This is a genomic window from Formosa algae (assembly GCF_001439665.1).
GTDB classification, from domain to species: domain Bacteria; phylum Bacteroidota; class Bacteroidia; order Flavobacteriales; family Flavobacteriaceae; genus Formosa; species Formosa algae.
The window spans coordinates 28,033-47,283 of the sequence record NZ_LMAK01000016.1 but is presented as its reverse complement, the minus strand read 5'-3'; the positions used below and the strand labels follow the sequence as shown (position 1 = coordinate 47,283).

Annotated in this window: 18 protein-coding genes; 10 read left to right on the top strand and 8 right to left on the bottom strand. The window is 34.1% G+C overall.

Translation table 11 applies throughout. The annotated features are described in order from the left end of the window. Nucleotides 1–45: 45 nt before the first annotated feature. From trkA to AST99_RS06820, 3 genes are all read left to right on the top strand, one after another. Nucleotides 46–1,395, top strand: a complete 1,350-nt coding sequence (gene trkA, locus AST99_RS06830) for a Trk system potassium transporter TrkA (RefSeq protein ID WP_057780556.1) — start codon at nucleotides 46–48, stop codon at nucleotides 1,393–1,395. A 3-nt stretch (nucleotides 1,396–1,398) separates the two neighbouring features. Next, the gene (locus AST99_RS06825; protein ID WP_057780551.1) at nucleotides 1,399–2,892 is read left to right on the top strand and encodes a TrkH family potassium uptake protein; all 1,494 of its coding nucleotides are present in this window, start codon (nucleotides 1,399–1,401) and stop codon (nucleotides 2,890–2,892) included. 93 nt (nucleotides 2,893–2,985) lie between these two features. Continuing rightward, complete coding sequence (locus tag AST99_RS06820; protein WP_057780549.1) at nucleotides 2,986–3,258, top strand: hypothetical protein; 273 nt, start codon at nucleotides 2,986–2,988, stop codon at nucleotides 3,256–3,258. A 51-nt stretch (nucleotides 3,259–3,309) separates the two neighbouring features. On the opposite strand, the gene AST99_RS06815 is transcribed toward AST99_RS06820, so the two are convergent. Beyond that, on the bottom strand, nucleotides 3,310–4,497 hold the full coding sequence (locus AST99_RS06815) for a pyridoxal phosphate-dependent aminotransferase (RefSeq protein WP_198151419.1): 1,188 nt from the start codon (nucleotides 4,495–4,497) through the stop codon (nucleotides 3,310–3,312). An 11-nt stretch (nucleotides 4,498–4,508) separates the two neighbouring features. Then, nucleotides 4,509–5,612, bottom strand: a complete 1,104-nt coding sequence (locus AST99_RS06810) for a fatty acid desaturase family protein (RefSeq protein ID WP_057780546.1) — start codon at nucleotides 5,610–5,612, stop codon at nucleotides 4,509–4,511. 136 nt (nucleotides 5,613–5,748) lie between these two features. On the opposite strand from AST99_RS06810, the gene rsmG reads away from it, so the two are divergent. Further along, nucleotides 5,749–6,378 carry a 16S rRNA (guanine(527)-N(7))-methyltransferase RsmG gene (gene rsmG / locus AST99_RS06805; RefSeq protein WP_057780543.1) on the top strand — a complete coding sequence of 210 codons (630 nt, stop codon included), beginning with the start codon at nucleotides 5,749–5,751 and terminating at the stop codon, nucleotides 6,376–6,378. Here rsmG and AST99_RS06800 read toward each other — a convergent pair whose 3' ends face one another. From AST99_RS06800 to AST99_RS06780, 5 genes are all read right to left on the bottom strand, one after another. Next, a complete protein-coding gene (locus AST99_RS06800; protein ID WP_057780540.1) occupies nucleotides 6,379–7,497 on the bottom strand; it encodes a lactonase family protein in 1,119 nt (372 codons plus the stop codon). Between the two features lie 143 nt (nucleotides 7,498–7,640). Then, on the bottom strand, nucleotides 7,641–8,759 hold the full coding sequence (locus AST99_RS06795; RefSeq protein WP_057780538.1) for a lactonase family protein: 1,119 nt from the start codon (nucleotides 8,757–8,759) through the stop codon (nucleotides 7,641–7,643). A gap of 122 nt (nucleotides 8,760–8,881) precedes the next feature. Beyond that, nucleotides 8,882–10,510 (bottom strand): L-glutamate gamma-semialdehyde dehydrogenase, encoded by a 1,629-nt coding sequence (gene pruA / locus AST99_RS06790; protein ID WP_057780536.1) that lies wholly within the window; start codon nucleotides 10,508–10,510, stop codon nucleotides 8,882–8,884. A 169-nt stretch (nucleotides 10,511–10,679) separates the two neighbouring features. Then, the gene (apaG, locus tag AST99_RS06785) at nucleotides 10,680–11,066 is read right to left on the bottom strand and encodes a Co2+/Mg2+ efflux protein ApaG (RefSeq protein WP_057780534.1); all 387 of its coding nucleotides are present in this window, start codon (nucleotides 11,064–11,066) and stop codon (nucleotides 10,680–10,682) included. 106 nt (nucleotides 11,067–11,172) lie between these two features. Further along, complete coding sequence (locus AST99_RS06780; RefSeq protein WP_057780532.1) at nucleotides 11,173–12,426, bottom strand: type IX secretion system plug protein; 1,254 nt, start codon at nucleotides 12,424–12,426, stop codon at nucleotides 11,173–11,175. A 194-nt stretch (nucleotides 12,427–12,620) separates the two neighbouring features. Between AST99_RS06780 and AST99_RS06775 the strand changes: the two genes are divergently transcribed. From AST99_RS06775 to nqrF, 6 genes are all read left to right on the top strand, one after another. Further along, nucleotides 12,621–13,976 (top strand): Na(+)-translocating NADH-quinone reductase subunit A, encoded by a 1,356-nt coding sequence (locus AST99_RS06775; RefSeq protein ID WP_057780530.1) that lies wholly within the window; start codon nucleotides 12,621–12,623, stop codon nucleotides 13,974–13,976. A gap of 2 nt (nucleotides 13,977–13,978) precedes the next feature. Continuing rightward, the gene (locus AST99_RS06770; protein ID WP_057780528.1) at nucleotides 13,979–15,178 is read left to right on the top strand and encodes an NADH:ubiquinone reductase (Na(+)-transporting) subunit B; all 1,200 of its coding nucleotides are present in this window, start codon (nucleotides 13,979–13,981) and stop codon (nucleotides 15,176–15,178) included. Nucleotides 15,179–15,180: 2 nt separating this feature from the next. After that, nucleotides 15,181–15,933, top strand: a complete 753-nt coding sequence (locus AST99_RS06765) for a Na(+)-translocating NADH-quinone reductase subunit C (protein ID WP_057780526.1) — start codon at nucleotides 15,181–15,183, stop codon at nucleotides 15,931–15,933. Between the two features lie 3 nt (nucleotides 15,934–15,936). After that, a complete protein-coding gene (locus AST99_RS06760; protein WP_057780524.1) occupies nucleotides 15,937–16,584 on the top strand; it encodes an NADH:ubiquinone reductase (Na(+)-transporting) subunit D in 648 nt (215 codons plus the stop codon). 73 nt (nucleotides 16,585–16,657) lie between these two features. Then, nucleotides 16,658–17,374 carry an NADH:ubiquinone reductase (Na(+)-transporting) subunit E gene (gene nqrE, locus AST99_RS06755; RefSeq protein WP_083495618.1) on the top strand — a complete coding sequence of 239 codons (717 nt, stop codon included), beginning with the start codon at nucleotides 16,658–16,660 and terminating at the stop codon, nucleotides 17,372–17,374. A 6-nt stretch (nucleotides 17,375–17,380) separates the two neighbouring features. Then, nucleotides 17,381–18,697, top strand: coding sequence for an NADH:ubiquinone reductase (Na(+)-transporting) subunit F (gene nqrF, locus AST99_RS06750; RefSeq protein WP_057780520.1), 1,317 nt, complete (start codon nucleotides 17,381–17,383; stop codon nucleotides 18,695–18,697). A gap of 52 nt (nucleotides 18,698–18,749) precedes the next feature. Here nqrF and AST99_RS06745 read toward each other — a convergent pair whose 3' ends face one another. Continuing rightward, nucleotides 18,750–19,199, bottom strand: a complete 450-nt coding sequence (locus AST99_RS06745; protein ID WP_057780518.1) for a hypothetical protein — start codon at nucleotides 19,197–19,199, stop codon at nucleotides 18,750–18,752. Nucleotides 19,200–19,251: the final 52 nt, after the last annotated feature.

Genomic DNA, 19,251 nt, shown 5'->3' with positions numbered 1-19,251 from the left:
TATAAATTCAACTATATTTGTTTTACTTTTTACGATAGACTACACATGAAAATTATCATAGCAGGGGCTGGTGAAGTTGGATTTCATTTAGCAAAACTTTTATCTTATGAAGCTCAAGAAATAACATTAATTGATGTCAATAAGGAGAGCTTAAATTATGCCGATACACATTTAGATATTAAAGTAATTAAAGGAGATTCTACTTCTATTTCTATTTTAAAAGATGCGCGAGTATCTGAGAGTGATCTTGTTATAGCTGTAACGTCTTCTGAAACTACAAATATTACGGTTTGTGTTTTAGCAAAGCAACTTGGTGCAAAGAAGACCATTGCACGAATTTCTAATACAGAATTTATAAATCATAAAGATGAAGTTGGATTTACTAAATTCGGAATTGATGAATTGATTTCTCCAGAAGCTTTAGCGGCTTCAGAAATTAAATTGCTACTGGATCAGTCTGCTTTTAACGATAGTTACGAGTTTGAAGATGGCGCATTAACCATGGTAGGTTTAAATTTATCTAGCAGAATGACTTTTGTGGGTAAAACCGTAAAAGAAGCAGCACAAATTTTTCCGGAAATCCGTTTTGTACCCATAGCCATACAACGTTTTGGTACACAGTATACTATTATTCCAAGAGGAGATACCGTTTTTAAACAAGGGGATAACGTTGTGTTTATCACGGCAGAAGGTGGTGCTGAAGAGCTTTGTAAACTCACGGGTAAAATGCATACCGAGGTTAAGCATGTTATGATTTTAGGAGGAAGTAAAATCGGTTTTAAAGCAGCACGCGATTTAAGCAATCTATCTACACGAGTAAAATTAATAGAAAAAGATAAAGACCGCGCTTTCGATCTTGCCGACGAATTACCTAAAGTATTAGTGATTAACGGCGATGGTCGTCATGTAGATTTGTTAGAAGAAGAAAATCTTAGCGATATGGATGCTTTTATTGCTGTAACAGGGAATTCGGAAACTAATATCATGTCTTGTTTGGTAGCGAAGTCTAAGGGTGTAAGAAAAACAATTGCCTTGGTTGAGAATATGGATTATTTTGAATTATCTCAATCTATAGGTATCGATACGCTTATAAATAAAAAGCTTCTAGCAGCGAATAACATTTTTAGATATATTAGAAAAGGGGATGTTGTAGCTATGACTAAGCTAAACAATATGCATGCAGAGTTGTTGGAATTTAAAGTGAAATCAAAATCGGTAATTTGTGATAAATTAATAAAAGATATAGATTTTCCGCGCTCAGCAATTATTGGTGGAATTATTAGAGACGACAATGGTATTATTGCATTGGGTGATTTTAGAATCTCTCAAGGCGATCGTGTTGTTGTGTGTTGTTTGCCTCAATCTATTAAGCAAGTAGAAAAACTCTTCTTATAGTATATGAAATTGAACCATAAAATTATTTTCTTTTTCTTAGGGTCTCTATTGTTGTTCAATGGTGGGTTTATATTGTTGTCTACTATTGTGAGTTTTTTTTATGATGATGGTGTAATCCTTGAATTATTTATTTCAGGATTTATCCCCATTGCTTTAGGAGCTATTGTAATGTATAATACTCGAGATCATAAAAAAGAAATAAATAAACGAGAAGGGTATATTATTGTAACATTTGGTTGGTTGGTTATGACGTTGTCTGGTACACTGCCTTATATTATAACCCAAAGTATTCCTAATTTTACAGATGCTTTTTTTGAAACCATGTCTGGTTATACCACAACAGGGTCGTCTATTTTACATGATATTGAAATTATTCCGCATGGTGTATTATTCTGGAGAAGTTTAACGCATTGGATAGGAGGTATGGGGATTATTGTATTGGCAATTGCAATACTTCCGTTATTAGGTATAGGAGGGATGCAATTATTTGCAGCAGAAGCTCCAGGACCAAGTGGAGATAAATTACACCCAAGAATTACAGATACCGCTAAACGTTTATGGCTAATTTATTTTGGATATACCATTGCCGAAACCTTATTATTATGGGCTGCAGGAATGACATTCTTCGACGCTATAAATCATGCTTTAGCGACTTTGTCTACAGGTGGGTTTTCTACTAAAAATGCAAGTGTAGCATATTGGAATCATCAGCCTATTATACAGTATATTATTATTCTGTTTATGTATTTAGCCGGCGCCAATTTTGTTCTTAGTTATTTTGCGTTTAAAGGTAAAGTACAAAAGATTATAAAAGATGAAGAGTTTAAATTGTATACTGCTTTTATTGCCATTTTTACCATTATAGTTGCTTTAATTATTTATTTTAGAGCAGACTTAGGGATGTCTACTATAACACATCCTATGGTTTGGGGACAAGCAGAAAGTGCATTTAGACATGCATTGTTTCAAGTATTATCTATAATTACAACTACAGGGTTTGTGTCTGCAGATTATACTTTATGGACACACTTTCTCGTTGTGTTTTTCTTCGGAATTATGTTCTTAGGTGGTTCAGCAGGAAGTACATCTGGAGGTGTAAAAGTGGTGCGCCATTTGATAATGATTAAAAATGGGTTCATAGAATTTAAAAGATCGCTTCACCCAAATGCTGTTTTACCTGTACGTTATAATAACAAAGCGGTTTCTGGAGAGATTGTATTTAATGTGTTAGCCTTTTTTATATTATATATGTTATCCTTTATAATTGGAGCTTTAGTATTTTCTATGTTGGGGATTAACTTTGAATCGGCTGTAGGGTTATCAGCTTCTAGTTTAGGAAACGTTGGTCCTGCCTTGGGTAATTTTGGTCCAGTTACCAATTACGCTGCTCTACCTGCTTTTGGTAAGTGGTGGTGTAGTTTCTTAATGCTTATTGGGCGTTTAGAGCTCTTTACTGTCTTAGTGTTATTGACGCCTTTCTTTTGGCGGAATCGTTAGGTTTATTTAAATATTTTAAAAGTATATTGATTAGTTTATATTCTCATGTTGAAGTAATTTCTTATTTTGTATTACAATTTTAAATAGCATTAGATGAGTTTTGGAGGCGCAACACAAGCAATGATAACATCTTTAAAGAACAATAAGAAATTATTGAATAAAAGGAAGTCTTTAAAAGATAATATGGGAGGCTATTCAAATCGTAACAATCCAGTTGAATTTAAAACACCAAATGCTAATGCTTATGAATTGAGTAAGATAAAGCGTAAACTTCAAAAAGAAAATAGTCAAGTTTTCTATAAACGAGTAATTATATTAATAGCTTTTTTGACTGTTTTAATAAGTGTGCTTTATTATTTTGCATAAAAAAGCCACTATCTCAAAATAGTGGCTTTTTCAATAATTATGAACGTATTATTAAGCAGTTACAGCTTCTTTAATACGTTTTAGAGCTTCAATAATAGTGTCTTGAGACGCAGCGTAAGAGATACGGATACAGTTAGAGTTTCCGAAAGCTTCTCCTGTCACTGTAGCCACGTGGGCTTCTTCTAGTAAGTAAAGAGAGAAATCTGTAGCGTTGTTTATTGTTTTTCCTCTTAAGGTTTTTCCGAAAAATGCAGAAACATTAGGGAATACATAAAACGCACCATCAGGTATATTTGTTTTAAATCCGTCGATATCGTTTAATAAATCTAAGATTAAATCACGTCTAACTTTAAATTCATCTACCATGAACTGGATGCGTTCTGGCGATTCGTTTAAAGCTGTGATAGTTGCTTGTTGTGCAATACAGTTTGTTCCAGAAGTAATCTGTCCTTGCATTTTTGTACATGCTTTAGCAATCCAATCTGGTGCTCCAATATATCCAATTCTCCAACCTGTCATGGCAAATGCTTTTGCAACACCATTCACTGTAATAGTGCGGTCGTACATGCTTGGAATAGCAGCAAAACTAAAGTGTTTTGTACCGTAGTTAATGTGCTCGTAAATTTCGTCTGAAAGAATATAGATGTTTGGATATTTTTCTAAAACTTCAGCTAAAGCACGATATTCAGCTTCTGTGTAAATCGTTCCGCTTGGGTTGTTAGGTGAGTTAAAAAATACCATTTTCGTTTTAGGAGAAATAGCAGCTTCTAACTGTGCTGGTGTAATTTTAAAATCGTCTTCAATAGAAGAAGGGATTTCTTTAAAAGTAGCTTCACACAACGTTGCAATAGCAGAATAACTTACCCAGTAAGGAGCAGGTAATAATACTTCGTCTCCTGGGTTTAACAATACTTGTGCAACATTGGCAATAGATTGTTTCGCTCCTGTAGATACTACGATCTGTGCAGGTGTATAGGTTAAGTTGTTATCACGTTTAAATTTAGTGATAACCGCTTCTTTTAATTCAACATAACCATCTACTGGTGAATATGAATTGTAATTGTCGTTTATAGCTTGAATAGCCGCGTCTTTAATATAATCAGGTGTGTTAAAGTCTGGTTCTCCTAAACTTAATCCGATAATATCAATACCTTGAGTTTTTAATTCGCGTGCTTTTGCTGCCATTGCTAATGTAGCTGATGCAGGCAGACTTGTAATTCTGTCAGAAAGTGGATTCATTTAATTAATAGTTAAGATTGTAAAGCTGTAGGTTCCATACCCATTTCGCGCAGATAGTTAAAATGTGCCGCGATTGCTTTACGGGTCGTTTTATATTCGTTGTAAGGTAAATTAAATTCTAAAGCCGTTTCTTTTACTATTTTAGAAATTTTAGAATAGTGAATGTGGCTAATATGAGGAAAAATATGATGTTCTACTTGGTGATTCAAACCTCCGGTATACCAATTAATAATTGTGCTTTTGGCTCCAAAATTAACTGTAGTTTTTAGTTGGTGAATTGCCCAAGTGTTTTTCATTGTTCCATCTTGTTCAGGAAGTGGCATCTCTGCTTCTTCCATAACATGTGCTAATTGGAAAACGACACTTAAAATAAGACCTGCAGTGTAGTGCATAATAAAAAATCCTAGTAAAATTTTCCACCATGCTAAATCTAAAATTACCATAGGTAACACAATCCAGATGCTAATATAAATAAGTTTAGAAATTACTAATTTGCTATAATTTGCCGTTTTACTTGGGAATTTTCCATAAGATAGTTTACGTTTCATGTAACTTCTCATCTGTTTCCAGTCTGTAGTAATCGCCCAATTAATCGTTAATAAACCGTATAATAATACCGAGTAGTAATGTTGAAATTTATGGTGCCATTTCCATTCAGAATGTCTAGAAAAACGCAATACGCGTCCTGCTTCTAAATCTTCGTCATGTCCGTGAATATTTGTGTATGTATGGTGTAATACATTATGTTGTACTTGCCAGTTATATACATTTCCTGCAAGGATGTAAATACTACTTCCCATTAAACGGTTTACCCAATCTTTGTTAGAGAAGGCTCCGTGATTTCCGTCGTGCATTACATTCATTCCAACGCCAGCCATTCCAATTCCCATAACTATAGTTAATAGAAATTGTGCCCATTGTGGGATGTTTGTCGTTAAAATTAAAAAGTAAGGCGCTAAAAATATGGTAAACATGATTATGGTTTTAACCCATAATTTCCAGTTACCAGTTCGTTTAACATTGTTTTCTTTAAAATATTCGTTTACACGTTTGTTCAGGGTTCTAAAAAACTTAGCTGGATCTTTACGTGAAAACGATAATACTTGATTAGTCATAAAATAATTATTTAACAACAACTAAATTAGGAGGTTGCTATTTTGGACAAATATAAATAATAAAGCATCGTAACTTATTATTTAAATCATAAAAAAATGTTGGCAAAATGTATATTTTTGCCAAAAATTAAATGAAATGGACCTTATTTTAAAGTACTTCCCAAATTTAACAGACGACCAGATTTCTAAGTTTCAAAAATTAGAGGCCTTATATCAAGATTGGAATTTAAAAATTAATGTTGTCTCTAGGAAAGATATAGACGAATTGTACTTGCGCCATGTCTTGCATTCGTTGGGAATAGCCAAATTAGTTTCATTTAAAGATGGGACCAAGTTAATGGATGTAGGTACCGGAGGAGGATTTCCTGGGATTCCTTTAGCGATTATGTTTCCAGAATGTTCGTTTCATTTAGTTGATAGTATTGCTAAAAAACTAAAAGTAGTTTCTGAAGTTGTTGAAGGCTTAGAGTTAACCAATGTAAAAGTGACGCATAGTCGCGTTGAAGAGATTGATGATACCTACGATTTTATTGTAAGTCGCGCCGTAGCTGCCATGCCAACTTTTGTGCATTGGACCAAAGGTAAAATAGCTAAAACACAGCAGAACGATTTAAAAAATGGAATCATTTACCTTAAAGGTGGCGATTTAACTGAAGAACTTCAGGGTTATAAGACCATTTCTATCTACGATTTAAAGACGTATTTTGATGAAGATTTTTTCGATACTAAAAAAATTGTGCATCTTCCTATAAAGAACCGAGGCTAATTATTCAAACAAAATACATGATGGTGTTGGTGCCTTAATTTCATCAACAAAAGTTAGTAATCCCGTAGTTGCGTCTCTTTTAAACGATGTTAAATTATCTGAATTTCTATGTGCTACCACTAAGAAGTTGTCATCCGGTGATAAAGAAAAATTTCGTGGTGTTTCTCCTTTTGTTGGTTCAAAACCCATGGTTGTTAACTCACCTGTATTGGCATCAACTTTAAAAATAGCTATAGTGTTAGGACCGCGATTAGAAGCGTAGAGAAATTTTCCGTCTGTAGAGATGTGAATATCTGCTGCGTAAGCATTTTCTGTGTAACCTTCTGGTAAACTAGTCGTGCTTTCTTTTATTTCGTAACCTCCATCAGTAAGCCTTTCAATTTTAGTTACGGTATTGTTTAATTCATTTAAAACATAAATCCATTTGTTATTGGGGTGAAATGTTAAATGTCTAGGGCCAGCGCCTTCGGCCATAACTAAGGTTTTTTCAGGATGAAGGACTAACTTATTTGTACTTTTATTTAATGTGTAAAACCATAGGCCGTTAGTGCCTAAGTCCAAAGCTACAATGTCTTCACTGTTTGGAATATAGTAGGCGGAATGTGCATGCGGACCTTCTTGTCTAGATGTGCTTCCTTTTCCAGTGTGTTTTTTAACGTCTATTTTTGTGCTTAAAAATCCATCGTCTTTTAATTGAAGATGTGTTAGTGTTCCGCTTCCGTAATTTGCAACAAGAATTTGATTATCTGCATTCGTGGTTAAAAAACACGGATTCATTCCGCCAGAAAACATTTCATTGTTAAATTTTAATGAATCTGCGCTAATCTCAAAAGCGGTTATTGTCCCTTGATATGGATCTTTTTTATTGGCAGCAATAAGTTGTTTTTTATCTGCAGAAAAGCTTAAATACGATGGGCTTTCTGTAGAGGCTTGTAATCCCAAATCAGAAAATGTTCCATCTTCATGTAATTCATATTTATAAATTCCTTTACTGTCTGCATTAGTATAAGTTCCTACATAAAAAGGAAAGCTTGTATTTTGTGTGTCTTCTGGAGTAGATTTTTTAGAATTACAGCTTAAAACTAGGCCTAAGCATAAAATTGAAAGAAACGTTTTCATAGGTGAAAGATGTTGGTTTAAAACGAAGTATCTCTAGGTTTTATTAAGAGTTAAATCGAGTAGTTTGTTCTGAAATGACTTAAATAAAAAGTACCGTAAAAATAATTAAAATCGACTAGCTTGCAATAGGGTTTGGCTTAGAATTATTCAAATAATATGCAAACCGGTGTTGGCGCAGTCGTTTCATCTACAAATTGTAATGTACCTGTTTTTTTATCCCTTTTAAATGATACGAGGTTGTCTGAATTTTGATTCGCTACCACTATAAAATCATTTGAAGGTGATAAGGAGAAGTTTCTAGGATCTTTTCCGTGCGTCGATTCGTAATCTATAAGAGATAAAGCCCCGTTAGTTTTGTCGACTTTGAACATAGCAATACTGTTATGTCCTCGATTGGAGGTGTACAGAAATGCACCATCATCTGAAATATGAATATCTGCACTAGTGCTTTCTTCTTTATAGTCTGAAGGAAGTGTAGATATACTTTCTTTGACGAGGTAGTCTTTATTAGATGATTTTTCAATCCGGGTTACTGTATTATTTAATTCATTTAAAACATAAATCCATTTTGAATTTGGATGAAATGATAAATGTCTAGGTCCTGCACCTTCAGCCATAGTTAAAAGCAAAGGTTCTGTAGGTTGTAATGTATTTGTTTTAGTGTCGATTTGAGAAAACCAAAGTTGGTTTGTTCCTAAATCAACCGAAATAATAGTTTTGCTATTAGGTTCGAACCAAGCCGAATGGGCATGAGGAGCTTCTTGTCTGCTCGTAGAACCTTTTCCAATATGTGTTTGTGTTGCTAATAAATCGCTTAACGTACCATCTTTTTTTAAATGAAGTAGTCCTACTGTGCCGCTAGAATAGTTTGCAGTTAATACATAATTATCTGAGTTAGTCGCTACAAAACACGGATTTGCCCCGCCAGAAGTGATGGTGTTATTTAAAATTAAAGAGTCATTTGCTATTGCAAAAGAGGTGATGGCTCCAGAGTTGTTAATATCTATTTCGTTCGCAGCTATAAGATTTTTTTTGTCAGCACTAAGCGTTAAAAACGATGGGTTTTCTGTAATGGCCTTTAATCCGTGATTAGTAAAGCTTCCATCGGCATTGAGCGCGTATTTATAAATGCCTTTGCTATCTTTATTGGTGTAGGTTCCAATATAAAATGGAAAGCTGTCTTCTGAATTTTTTGTTACAGATTTATTCGTGTTGCAACTTGTTATCAAAATAAGACTTAAAAGGGAGAGAAAAATTTTCATAGGGTATCGATTAATTGTAATAACGAAGTAACTATTTTTAATAGTGACTAACAAATAAGGTGAACAAAAAAGCCTGTCTAAAATGCAGACAGACTTTTTAATATTATACTATACTTTAATTATTATTCTCCTAAAAACGGGTAACGGTAGTCTGTAGGGGTTACAAATGTTTCTTTTATCATGCGTGGAGAAATCCATCGTAATAAGTTTTGTGCACTTCCTGCTTTGTCGTTTGTTCCCGAAGCTCTTGCACCACCAAACGGTTGCATACCCACAACGGCACCTGTAGGTTTGTCGTTTATATAAAAGTTTCCTGCAGCATTTTGTAAGGCTGTAGTAGCCTCGATAACAGCATAACGGTCTTGTGCTAAAATAGCTCCAGTTAAGCCGTATTCGCTAGTTTCGTCTACTAATTTTAATGTTTCGCTATAGGCATCATCTTTGAATACGTAAATAGTCATTACAGGTCCAAATAACTCCGTACTCATTGTAGTATACTTCGGATTTGTAGTTAGAATAACGGTAGGTTCTATAAAGTACCCTTTGCTTTTATCGTAACCTCCACCAACAATAATTTCAGCATCATCGTCTGTTTTAGCTTGATCTATATATTTCGCTAATTTGTCGAAAGACCCTTCGTGAATAACAGCTGTAACAAAATTGCTAAAATCTTCTGGAGATCCTTGTTTAAATGATTTTACATCTTCAATAACGTAGTCTTTTACTTCGTCCCAAATACTTTCTGAGATATAAGCACGTGAGGCAGCACTACATTTCTGACCTTGGAATTCGAAAGCACCTCTAACAATAGCAGTAGCTACTTGTTTTGGTTTTGCTGTTTTGTGAGCCACAATAAAATCTTTTCCACCAGTTTCTCCTACAATTCTTGGATACGTTTTGTAGTTGTGAATGTTGTTCCCAATTTTTTTCCAAAGCTCTTTAAAGACATAGGTAGATCCTGTAAAATGTAATCCTGAGAAATCCGGACTAGATAATACCACGTCTGTAATCATTTCTGCGTCACCAAAAACAACGTTTATAACTCCTGGAGGTACACCAGCATCTTCAAAAACATCCATAATTACCTTTGCAGAAAATACTTGGCTATCACTTGGCTTCCAAACCACAACATTACCCATTAATGCCATACAAGCAGGTAAGTTTCCTGCAATTGCTGTAAAGTTAAATGGTGTTACTGCATATGTAAATCCTTCTAGAGGTCTATATTCTATTTTGTTCCAAGCATCGCTTGTGCTTTCTGGTTGTTCATTATAGATGTCTGTCATGTATTGTACATTAAAACGTAAGAAATCTATCAATTCGCAAGCCGAGTCAATTTCCGCTTGGTGTATGGTTTTAGATTGCGCGATCATGGTTGCTGCATTGATTCTGTCGCGGTATGGTCCTTGAATAAGTTCTGCAGCTTTTAAGAAAATTCCAGCACGGTGTTCCCATGGCATTTGTGACCAGGCTTTTCTCGCTTCAAGTGCTGTAGCGATAGCATCTTCTACATGCGATTTTTCTGCTAAATGATATTGACCAACACTATGTTTGTGGTCGTGAGGCGGAGACATTGTTCTGGTGTTTCCAGTTTTTACATCTTTCCCATTAATATATAAAGGTACATCAACTTTGCTATTAAAAAGTTCTTGGTAAGCTGCTTGAACAGCTTCGCGTTCTGGAGATCCAGGCGCATAACTTCTAACAGGTTCGTTAATGGCAATTGGTGTATTGAAAAATCCTTTTCCCATAATCCTTTTGAGTTTAAATTTGTTTAGATTTAAACAAAGTTACCATTTTTTAATGGGAATATTGGTGCGATAAATTCCTAAAAACCCGTTAAAAATTAGACTATTTTAAATTATGAAAGTGTAGGATTGAAGGATTGATAAAATTTTAAATATTGTAAGAAAATTAATGTTAATTGATCGCGAATGGAGCGCTAAGTTTAAAACTAGGAATTGCGACTTTAAACGTGTTGGAATTATTTAAATTAATCATGTTATAATATCCAGACATGGCTCCGAATGGAGATGTAAGCATGCATCCAGATTTATACGTGTGAGACTCACCAGGCATAAGTACAGGTTTTAAACCTACAACACCCTCGCCAGAAACAACTTCAAGACTGCTTAAGGCATCAAGAATTTCCCAATGTCTGGCGTATAGTTGTACGGCATCTTTACTATTGTTTTCGATAGTGATCTTGTATCCAAAAGCGTATTGCATATTATAGTTTTTGTATAATGTGCCTTCGAATGATGTTTCTACCGAGATTTTTATCCCTCTTGTTACTTGTTGTACCATATGTGTAATTGGTAAAGCGTGAGTTTATTGTGCAAAAATACAAATTTAATTGAGTAGGTGCTTTTTTTTAACGTAACGCACCTAAAAGTAATTCATTTAATTGAGGCTAATTTGAAATGTTTGTAGAGTTTGCTTCTCCAATTCCAATAATTTTGTCGTACCGTCCGCCAAGATCTCTGTAGTAAACAATAACCTTGTAATCATTCTCTGTTTGGTAATAGTTTCCGCTAATGTCATTTTCATCTACGTAGCCGTTATCGTTTAAAGTTACAAACTTGTAATTGTAAAATCCTTGCTTTAATAACATAGGGACTTCGTAAATGCCTTTTTCATAATTATATAGCATTTTAGTGCTTTCGTTTACGGCGTAATTGTTAAAGTTACCATACACGTGAACCGATTTGTTTGGAGGTAGTTGGTCTAGTTTTAAAGAAAAATGTACCCAGGCGTAATCGGCTTCAATATTGGGATCTGTTGCATCAATATTATTAACCACAAAATTCCCGTTTATATCTGGGTTATACGTATACGGTGCATTTCTTTGGGGTACATTAGTGTATAGGTATGTATTGTAAAGGTCGTGTAAGTCTACGAAATTTACACCGCTATTTGCTGTACGGATATCTTTGTTTTCAAAATAATGATATTCGTTCCCGCCACCAAAAGTTGTTTCCTTATTGTATCTGTAAATTAAATCTTGACCCATGGTGTACTTGGGTTTTATGTTTTTTATAGCGGAATTTAAATTGTTATTTTGAACGATAACTGTTTTTACCCTTTCTAAGGGGTTGTTAAATTGAATAGAACTTGAATTAATAGTAATGTCTACTGTTTGATTTTCGTTTAAAAATTTTACGTCTCTAGATATTTTTATACTTACACCAACATTGGCTCCGCCTTCGTTTACCATAAACTTTCTAGAAAACATAAGTTCTTCACTTTCGTCGTACACTTTAATCATATAATTTCCGGATACTTTTAAACTGCGTACTTGTTCGTTAGGGACAGAAAAGGTGTAATGTGAATAAATCTGATAGGTGTTAAAAGAATTGTCGTAAGCAGTAATACGTTGCTTGTCAAAACCGTCAATATATTCAGAGCGCATTAATGTGGTAGGTGTCCAATCGTAATTAAAATATTCTATTGAGTAATAAAAGTCGTCTTCATTGCCGTTAAGTACATCAAATTCTAGTTGTAATTCGTCTCCTAATACTATAATTGGTAGCACACTTATATCTGTATCTCCTTTAAAAGTTATGGTTTTTATGTAGTCTGGTGGAGCTGTTTCTTGTGCTACTTGTGCAAAGCAAATACCTTGTATAAAAAATAGTGCCAGATAAAAAATTGAATTAATCTTCATTTTTGTACATTTATTGAGGTAAATATAAGGAAAATTAAAAGCTTGATTTGTTTTTTATTTAGAACAGTTATAAATAAATAAGATATGCAGTAAATCGAACTATTTTATCTTTTTATTCTTAAATTTGCTCGGATTTTTCAATCGTATCAGCATTGAAATCAGTATAACTATTATTAATACATAGATTTATAAATATGTCAAACGACATTAAGATTACAAAAGGTCTAGACATTAAACTCAAAGGTGAAGCTGAAAAGGCTTTAGAAAGTGCTGTAATAAGCAATACCTACACCTTAAGGCCTGAGGACTTCCACGGAGTTATTCCAAAATTAGTTGCAAGAGTTGGAGATAAAGTAAAAGCGGGTAGCCCTGTGTTTTATGATAAATCCAATGAAAATGTTCAATTTGTTTCGCCTGTTTCAGGAGAAGTTGTTGATATTTTACGTGGTGAAAAACGTAAGATTTTAGCAATTAAAATTCAAGCAGATAAAGAACAAAGCTATCTGGAAAACGAAAAAATTAATGTAAATTCTGCAACTGCTGAAGCTTTAAGTTCATACTTACAAGCAACAGGGTGTTGGCCGTTTATTAAACAACGACCATACGATGTTATTGCAAACCCAACAAAACAGCCAAAAGCTATATTTGTTTCAGGTTACGATAGCGCACCTTTAGCAGTAGACTTAGATTTTGCTCTTCAAGGTAAAGAAGCAGAATTACAAGCTGCAGTAACTGCTTTAGGGAAATTAACTTCAGGACAAGTTCATGTGTCTGTTAAAAACGGATCCAATTCCCCTCTTGCAGGGTTGTCAGGAGTTTCTCTTCACAAATTATCTGGACCACATCCTGTAGGGAATGTGGGAACTCAAATTAATAAAATTGATCCTGTAAATAAAGGCGAAGTGGTTTGGACTATTAATCCACAAGACCTTGTTATTATTGGAGAATTATTATTAACAGGTAAATTTAATGCAGAACGTATTGTCGCTTTAGTTGGATCTGTGGTGAAAAAACCAAGATACTTTAAAACTAAAGTAGCTAGCGAAATTGCAACCATAATTTACGATAACGGTATCGATCAAAAAGAAAATAACCGTGTTATTGTAGGGAATGTTTTATCAGGAAAACAAGTAAAACCAGATGGAAATTTAGATTATTACAGCAACTTAATTACTGTAATTCCAGAAGGAGATGATTATGAGTTTTTTGGATGGAATAAACCTGTGTTTAATAAAATTTCTACATCTAGAGCTTTAACCTTCTCTTGGTTAAGTCCGAATAAAAAATACGATTTAAATACAAATACTAACGGAGAGCACAGAGCTTTTGTATTAACGGGTAATTATGAAGAGGTTTTTCCTTTAGATATTTTTCCAATGCAAATTCTTAAGTCTTGTATGTATACAGATTTAGATGAAATGGAAGCTCTTGGTATGTACGAAGTTGCGCCTGAAGATTTTGCTTTAACAGAATTTGTTTGTGTATCTAAACAGCCACATCAGGAAATTATTAGAAAAGGTTTGGATGTAATGATTAAAGAAATAGGATAATCATGGGTTTAAAAAGTAATTTACATAATTTAAAAGAAAAGTATAAAGGTACCAAGATGGCGCCAGCGTTTAATGCATTGCATACGTTCTTATACTTACCAAATGAAACCACTCACAATGGTACTCATATAAAAGCTGCAGATGATTTAAAACGTACCATGAATACGGTTATCATGGCCATGGTGCCTTGTTTAATCTTTGGAATGTTTAATGCAGGATATCAACACTTTTCAGCCTTAGGTGCTCCTGTAGACTTTTTGTCTTGGGATGCATTTTATATTGGTTTAATTAAAGTTTTACCTCTAGTAATAGTGTCTTACGGTGTTGGTTTAGGTATCGAATTTATTTTCGCAACCATTAATAATCACGAAGTAGAAGAAGGATACTTAGTAACAGGAATGTTAGTGCCTTTAATTGTACCAATCGATATTCCATTATGGATGTTAGCAGTAGCTGTAGCCTTTGGTGTTGTTATTGGTAAAGAAGTGTTTGGTGGTACTGGGATGAATATCTTAAACCCAGCCTTAACCATTCGTGCTTTCTTATTCTTCGCATATCCAACATGGATGTCTGGAGATAAAGTATGGGTTCACGGTGCTGTAGAGCGTACTAAAGAAATCGCGGCAGGAGCAAATGTTGATGCCATTTCTGGAGAGACTATTTTAGGTAGTCTTGCCCAAGGACATCATATAGATTATTCTTTGTCAGATATGTTTTTTGGGTTTATTCCTGGATCGGTTGGAGAAACATCTACACTCTTAATCTTATTAGGCGCTTTGTTTTTAATTTTCACGAAAATTGGAAGTTGGAGAATAATGCTTTCTGCAGTAGTAGGAGCTTTAGTAATGGGCTTAATTTTTAATGGTGTTGTGTCTTCTGGATGGATTACAGAAACAAGTAAATTTTACACTTTAATGAGCACTGAATTCTGGCATCATTTAATTATTGGTGGTTTTGCTTTTGGAGTTGTATTTATGGCAACAGACCCAGTTACAGCATCGCAAACTAATAAAGGGAAATGGATTTACGGATTCTTAATTGGATTCTTATCAATTATGATTCGTGTGTTTAATCCAGCGTATCCAGAAGGTGTTATGCTAGCCATTTTATTAATGAATGTGTTTGCACCAACTATTGATCATTACATCATTCAAGGTAATGTGAAGAAAAGAATGAAACGTTTAAAAGTTAAAACGGCTTAACAATGGAAAATAGAACAGATAAAAACTCATATACCATTATATTCGCTATAGTGATGGTTTTTGTTGTAGGTGCTTTATTAGCCTTTACAGCATCATCATTAAAGCCTAGGATTGCAGAAAATCAGCGTATAGAAAAGCAACAAAACATTTTGTATGCTATGGGTGTTAATGATAATACAGAAGGGAGTGCTGTTTTCGTATCTACAGAAGATGCACCTGACTTATTTGAAAAATACATTACAAAACAAATTGTCATTGAAAATGGGACTGCCAAAGAAAATGATCAAGCGTATTTAATGGATATTAAAAAAGAAAAAGCAGCAGCTAGTTCAGATCCATCAAAAAGACGTTTACCTTTATTTGTAGGAGAAAAAGACGGTGAATCGTTTTATGTTATTCCAGTATATGGAAAAGGACTTTGGGATGCAATTTGGGGCTATGTTTCAGTAAACAAAGACATGGTTGTTCAAGGTGCTTATTTCGATCATAAAGGTGAAACTCCAGGTTTAGGGGCAAACATAAAAGAACGTTTTTTTATGGATGACTTTATTGGAGAGCATTTATTAGATGATGCAGGTAATTTTAAAGGTATTACGGTATCTAAATCTAATGCAGATCCTAAAAATGAAGATAAAACAGATAATGAGGTAGATGCTATTGCCGGAGCTACAATTACTGGTGATGGTGTTACAGCAATGTTAAAAAGCGATTTAAAGCTTTATAAGCCTTATTTTGATAACTTAAAAAACAATTAATTTATGGCACTTTTATCAAAAAAAGACACAAAATTAATCACAGATCCTTTAATGGATAATAACCCAATTACTATTCAAGTATTGGGGATTTGTTCTGCTTTAGCAATTACAGCGCAATTAAAAGCGTCTATCGTAATGGCTATATCAGTAATGGCTGTGCTAGCAATAGGAAATGTTGTAATCTCTCTAATGAGAAACATTATTCCTTCAAAAATTAGAATCATTGTGCAGTTAGTTGTTGTAGCCGCACTAGTTATTATAGTAGATCAAGTTTTAAAGGCATTCTCTTATGAGCTTAGTAAAACATTATCTGTATTCGTAGGATTAATTATTACCAACTGTATTATTATGGGACGTTTTGAAGCATTCGCTTTAGCTAACGGACCTTGGAAATCGTTTTTAGACGGTATTGGTAATGCTGCAGGGTATGGTTTAATCTTAGTTATGGTAGGTTTCTTTAGAGAATTATTAGGTTCTGGTACATTATTAGGATTTAAAGTTTTAGGAGATCCAATTGAGAAAACAGGATTATATGCTTTAGGATACGAAAATAACGGATTCATGTTATTATCACCAATGGCTTTAATTGTGGTAGGTATCATTATTTGGGTACAACGTAGCAGAAATAAAGCATTAATAGAAGATCATTAAAAAATAGTAATGAGATGTTAGAGAAGTATAAAATTATACAATACTAACTACTCAAAACTCAATACTAAAACATATGGAACATATAGAATTATTTTTTAAGTCAATATTTATAGATAACATGGTATTTGCTACGTTCTTAGGAATGTGTTCTTATCTTGCTGTATCTAAAAAGGTAAGTACTGCTGTTGGTCTTGGTGCTGCAGTTATCTTTGTACTTGCCATTACGGTACCTTTAAACTGGTTACTAGATCAATATATCCTTCAACCAGGTGCTTTAAGTTGGTTAGGTGCAGAATATGCAGATTACGATTTAAGCTTCTTATCTTTTATTTTATTTATTGCTACCATTGCAACTATGGTACAATTAGTAGAAATAATTGTAGAGAAATTTTCACCTTCTTTATATAATTCACTTGGTATTTTCTTACCGCTTATTGCTGTAAACTGTGCCATTTTAGGAGGATCGTTATTTATGCAATCTCGTGAAATTCCTTCTCTAGGATTAGCGACAACATACGGCGTTGGTTCAGGAATTGGATGGTTTCTTGCGATTTTAGCTATTGCAGCTATTCGTGAAAAAATTAGATATTCTAATGTGCCACCAGCATTAAGAGGATTAGGAATTACGTTTATCATTACAGGGTTAATGGCTATCGGATTTATGAGTTTTGGTGGTATGTTAACTGGTGGTGATGAAGAAGGCCTTAAAGAAGGCGACCCTGTAAAAGTTGGAGTTTCTGCACCAGACAGCGAAAAAGAATTAGCGAATAATACAAAAGAAATCAACTAAGAGATTATGACGATTTTAGCAGCAAGTACAACAGGAACAATACTCGCAACGGTAGTAGCTTTCTTAATTATTACTTTAGTTTTAGTGAGTTTATTATTGTTCGTGAAACAAAAATTATCACCATCTGGTCCGGTAAAGATTAAGATTAATGGTGAACGAGAAATAGAAGTTAGTTCAGGAGGTAGTTTATTATCTACTTTAGGAGCTCAAAAAATATTTTTGCCATCAGCTTGTGGTGGTGGAGGAACGTGTATCCAATGTGAATGTCACGTGCTTTCTGGTGGAGGTGAAGCTCTGCCTACAGAAACACCACACTTTACAAGAAAAGAATTAGCACATGGTGCGCGTTTATCTTGTCAGGTGAAAGTGAAACAAGACATGGAAATTACCATTCCAGAAGAAGTATTTGGTATTAAAAAATGGGAAGCGACTGTAGTATCAAACTATAACGTTGCCACATTTATTAAAGAATTTGTAGTTGAAATCCCTGAAGATATGGACTACAAAGCAGGAGGATATATTCAAATTGAAATTCCTGAGTGTGAAATTAAATATTCTGAAATGGATATTTCTGCTCACCCTCAAGATCACCCAGGTGAGCCAGATAAATTCGAGGCTGATTGGGATAAGTTTGGTTTAAGACCTTTAGTGATGAAAAATGATGAACTTGTAGAAAGAGCTTACTCAATGGCTTCTTATCCTGCAGAAGGGCGTAAAATTATGCTTAATGTTCGTGTAGCTACACCTCCTTTCGACCGTGCTAAAAATGGTTGGATGGATGTTAACCCTGGTATTGCATCATCTTATATTTTTAATCAGAAGATTGGAGATAAAGTAACAATATCTGGACCTTACGGTGAATTCTTTATCAACGAATCTGAAGCAGAAATGCTTTATGTTGGTGGTGGAGCAGGTATGGCACCAATGCGTTCTCATATCTATCACTTATTTAGAACCTTAAAAACAGGAAGAAAAGTAACATATTGGTACGGTGGACGTTCTAAAGCAGAATTATTCTACATCCATTACTTTAGAGCTTTAGAGCAAGATTTCCCGAACTTTAGATTCTTTATTGCATTATCAGATCCAACTGAAGCAGATAACTGGAAAGTTAAAACGGATGTAGATGATCCAAACGGAGACGGATTTACTGGATTTATTCACCAAGTAGTAATAGATCAGTATTTATCTAAACATGATGCTCCAGAAGATTTAGAATTATATTTCTGTGGACCACCATTAATGAACAAAGCCGTTCAGAAAATGGGTGAAGATTTTGGTTTAGATGACGAAAATATCAGATTTGATGATTTTGGAGGTTAATCAACTCCATCTATATAATAAAAAAACCGACTCATTTGAGTCGGTTTTTTTATTATATAACTTGAGAGATTACAGTCTTTTTAGTTTCATACTTAAATAAGGCTTCACAATCCATAACATCTGGTATACCATCTAACTTACAGAGGTAGCTTACTACGGCCGATAGCCCTTTAAATAATACATCTTTATCTGTGGGGTTTTTAGGTTTACTATTTTTATGATGTAAAGGTATAGTGTATCCACAAGCTACCAGAAATGTAGATTCGATCTGTAATAATTCCATAGGTGTATAGCCATTAAAACGCCTTCCTAAATTTTGGTGTACTTGCCCTAAATAATTCAATTCTGTAGATCCATGATGATCGGATAAATGTTTCCAAGCCTCTTTATGATCTAAAATATTACCCACTGCACATTGTTTACAACATTCAGGATGTAGCGTATTATCGTGAAATGCTTGATATAATTTGTTAATAGCCGTGTTAAATCGTTTAGTCGTCATCTTAAAAACCATTTTATTCAATTAAATTACATAAAAAAGCGTCAAAATAAAA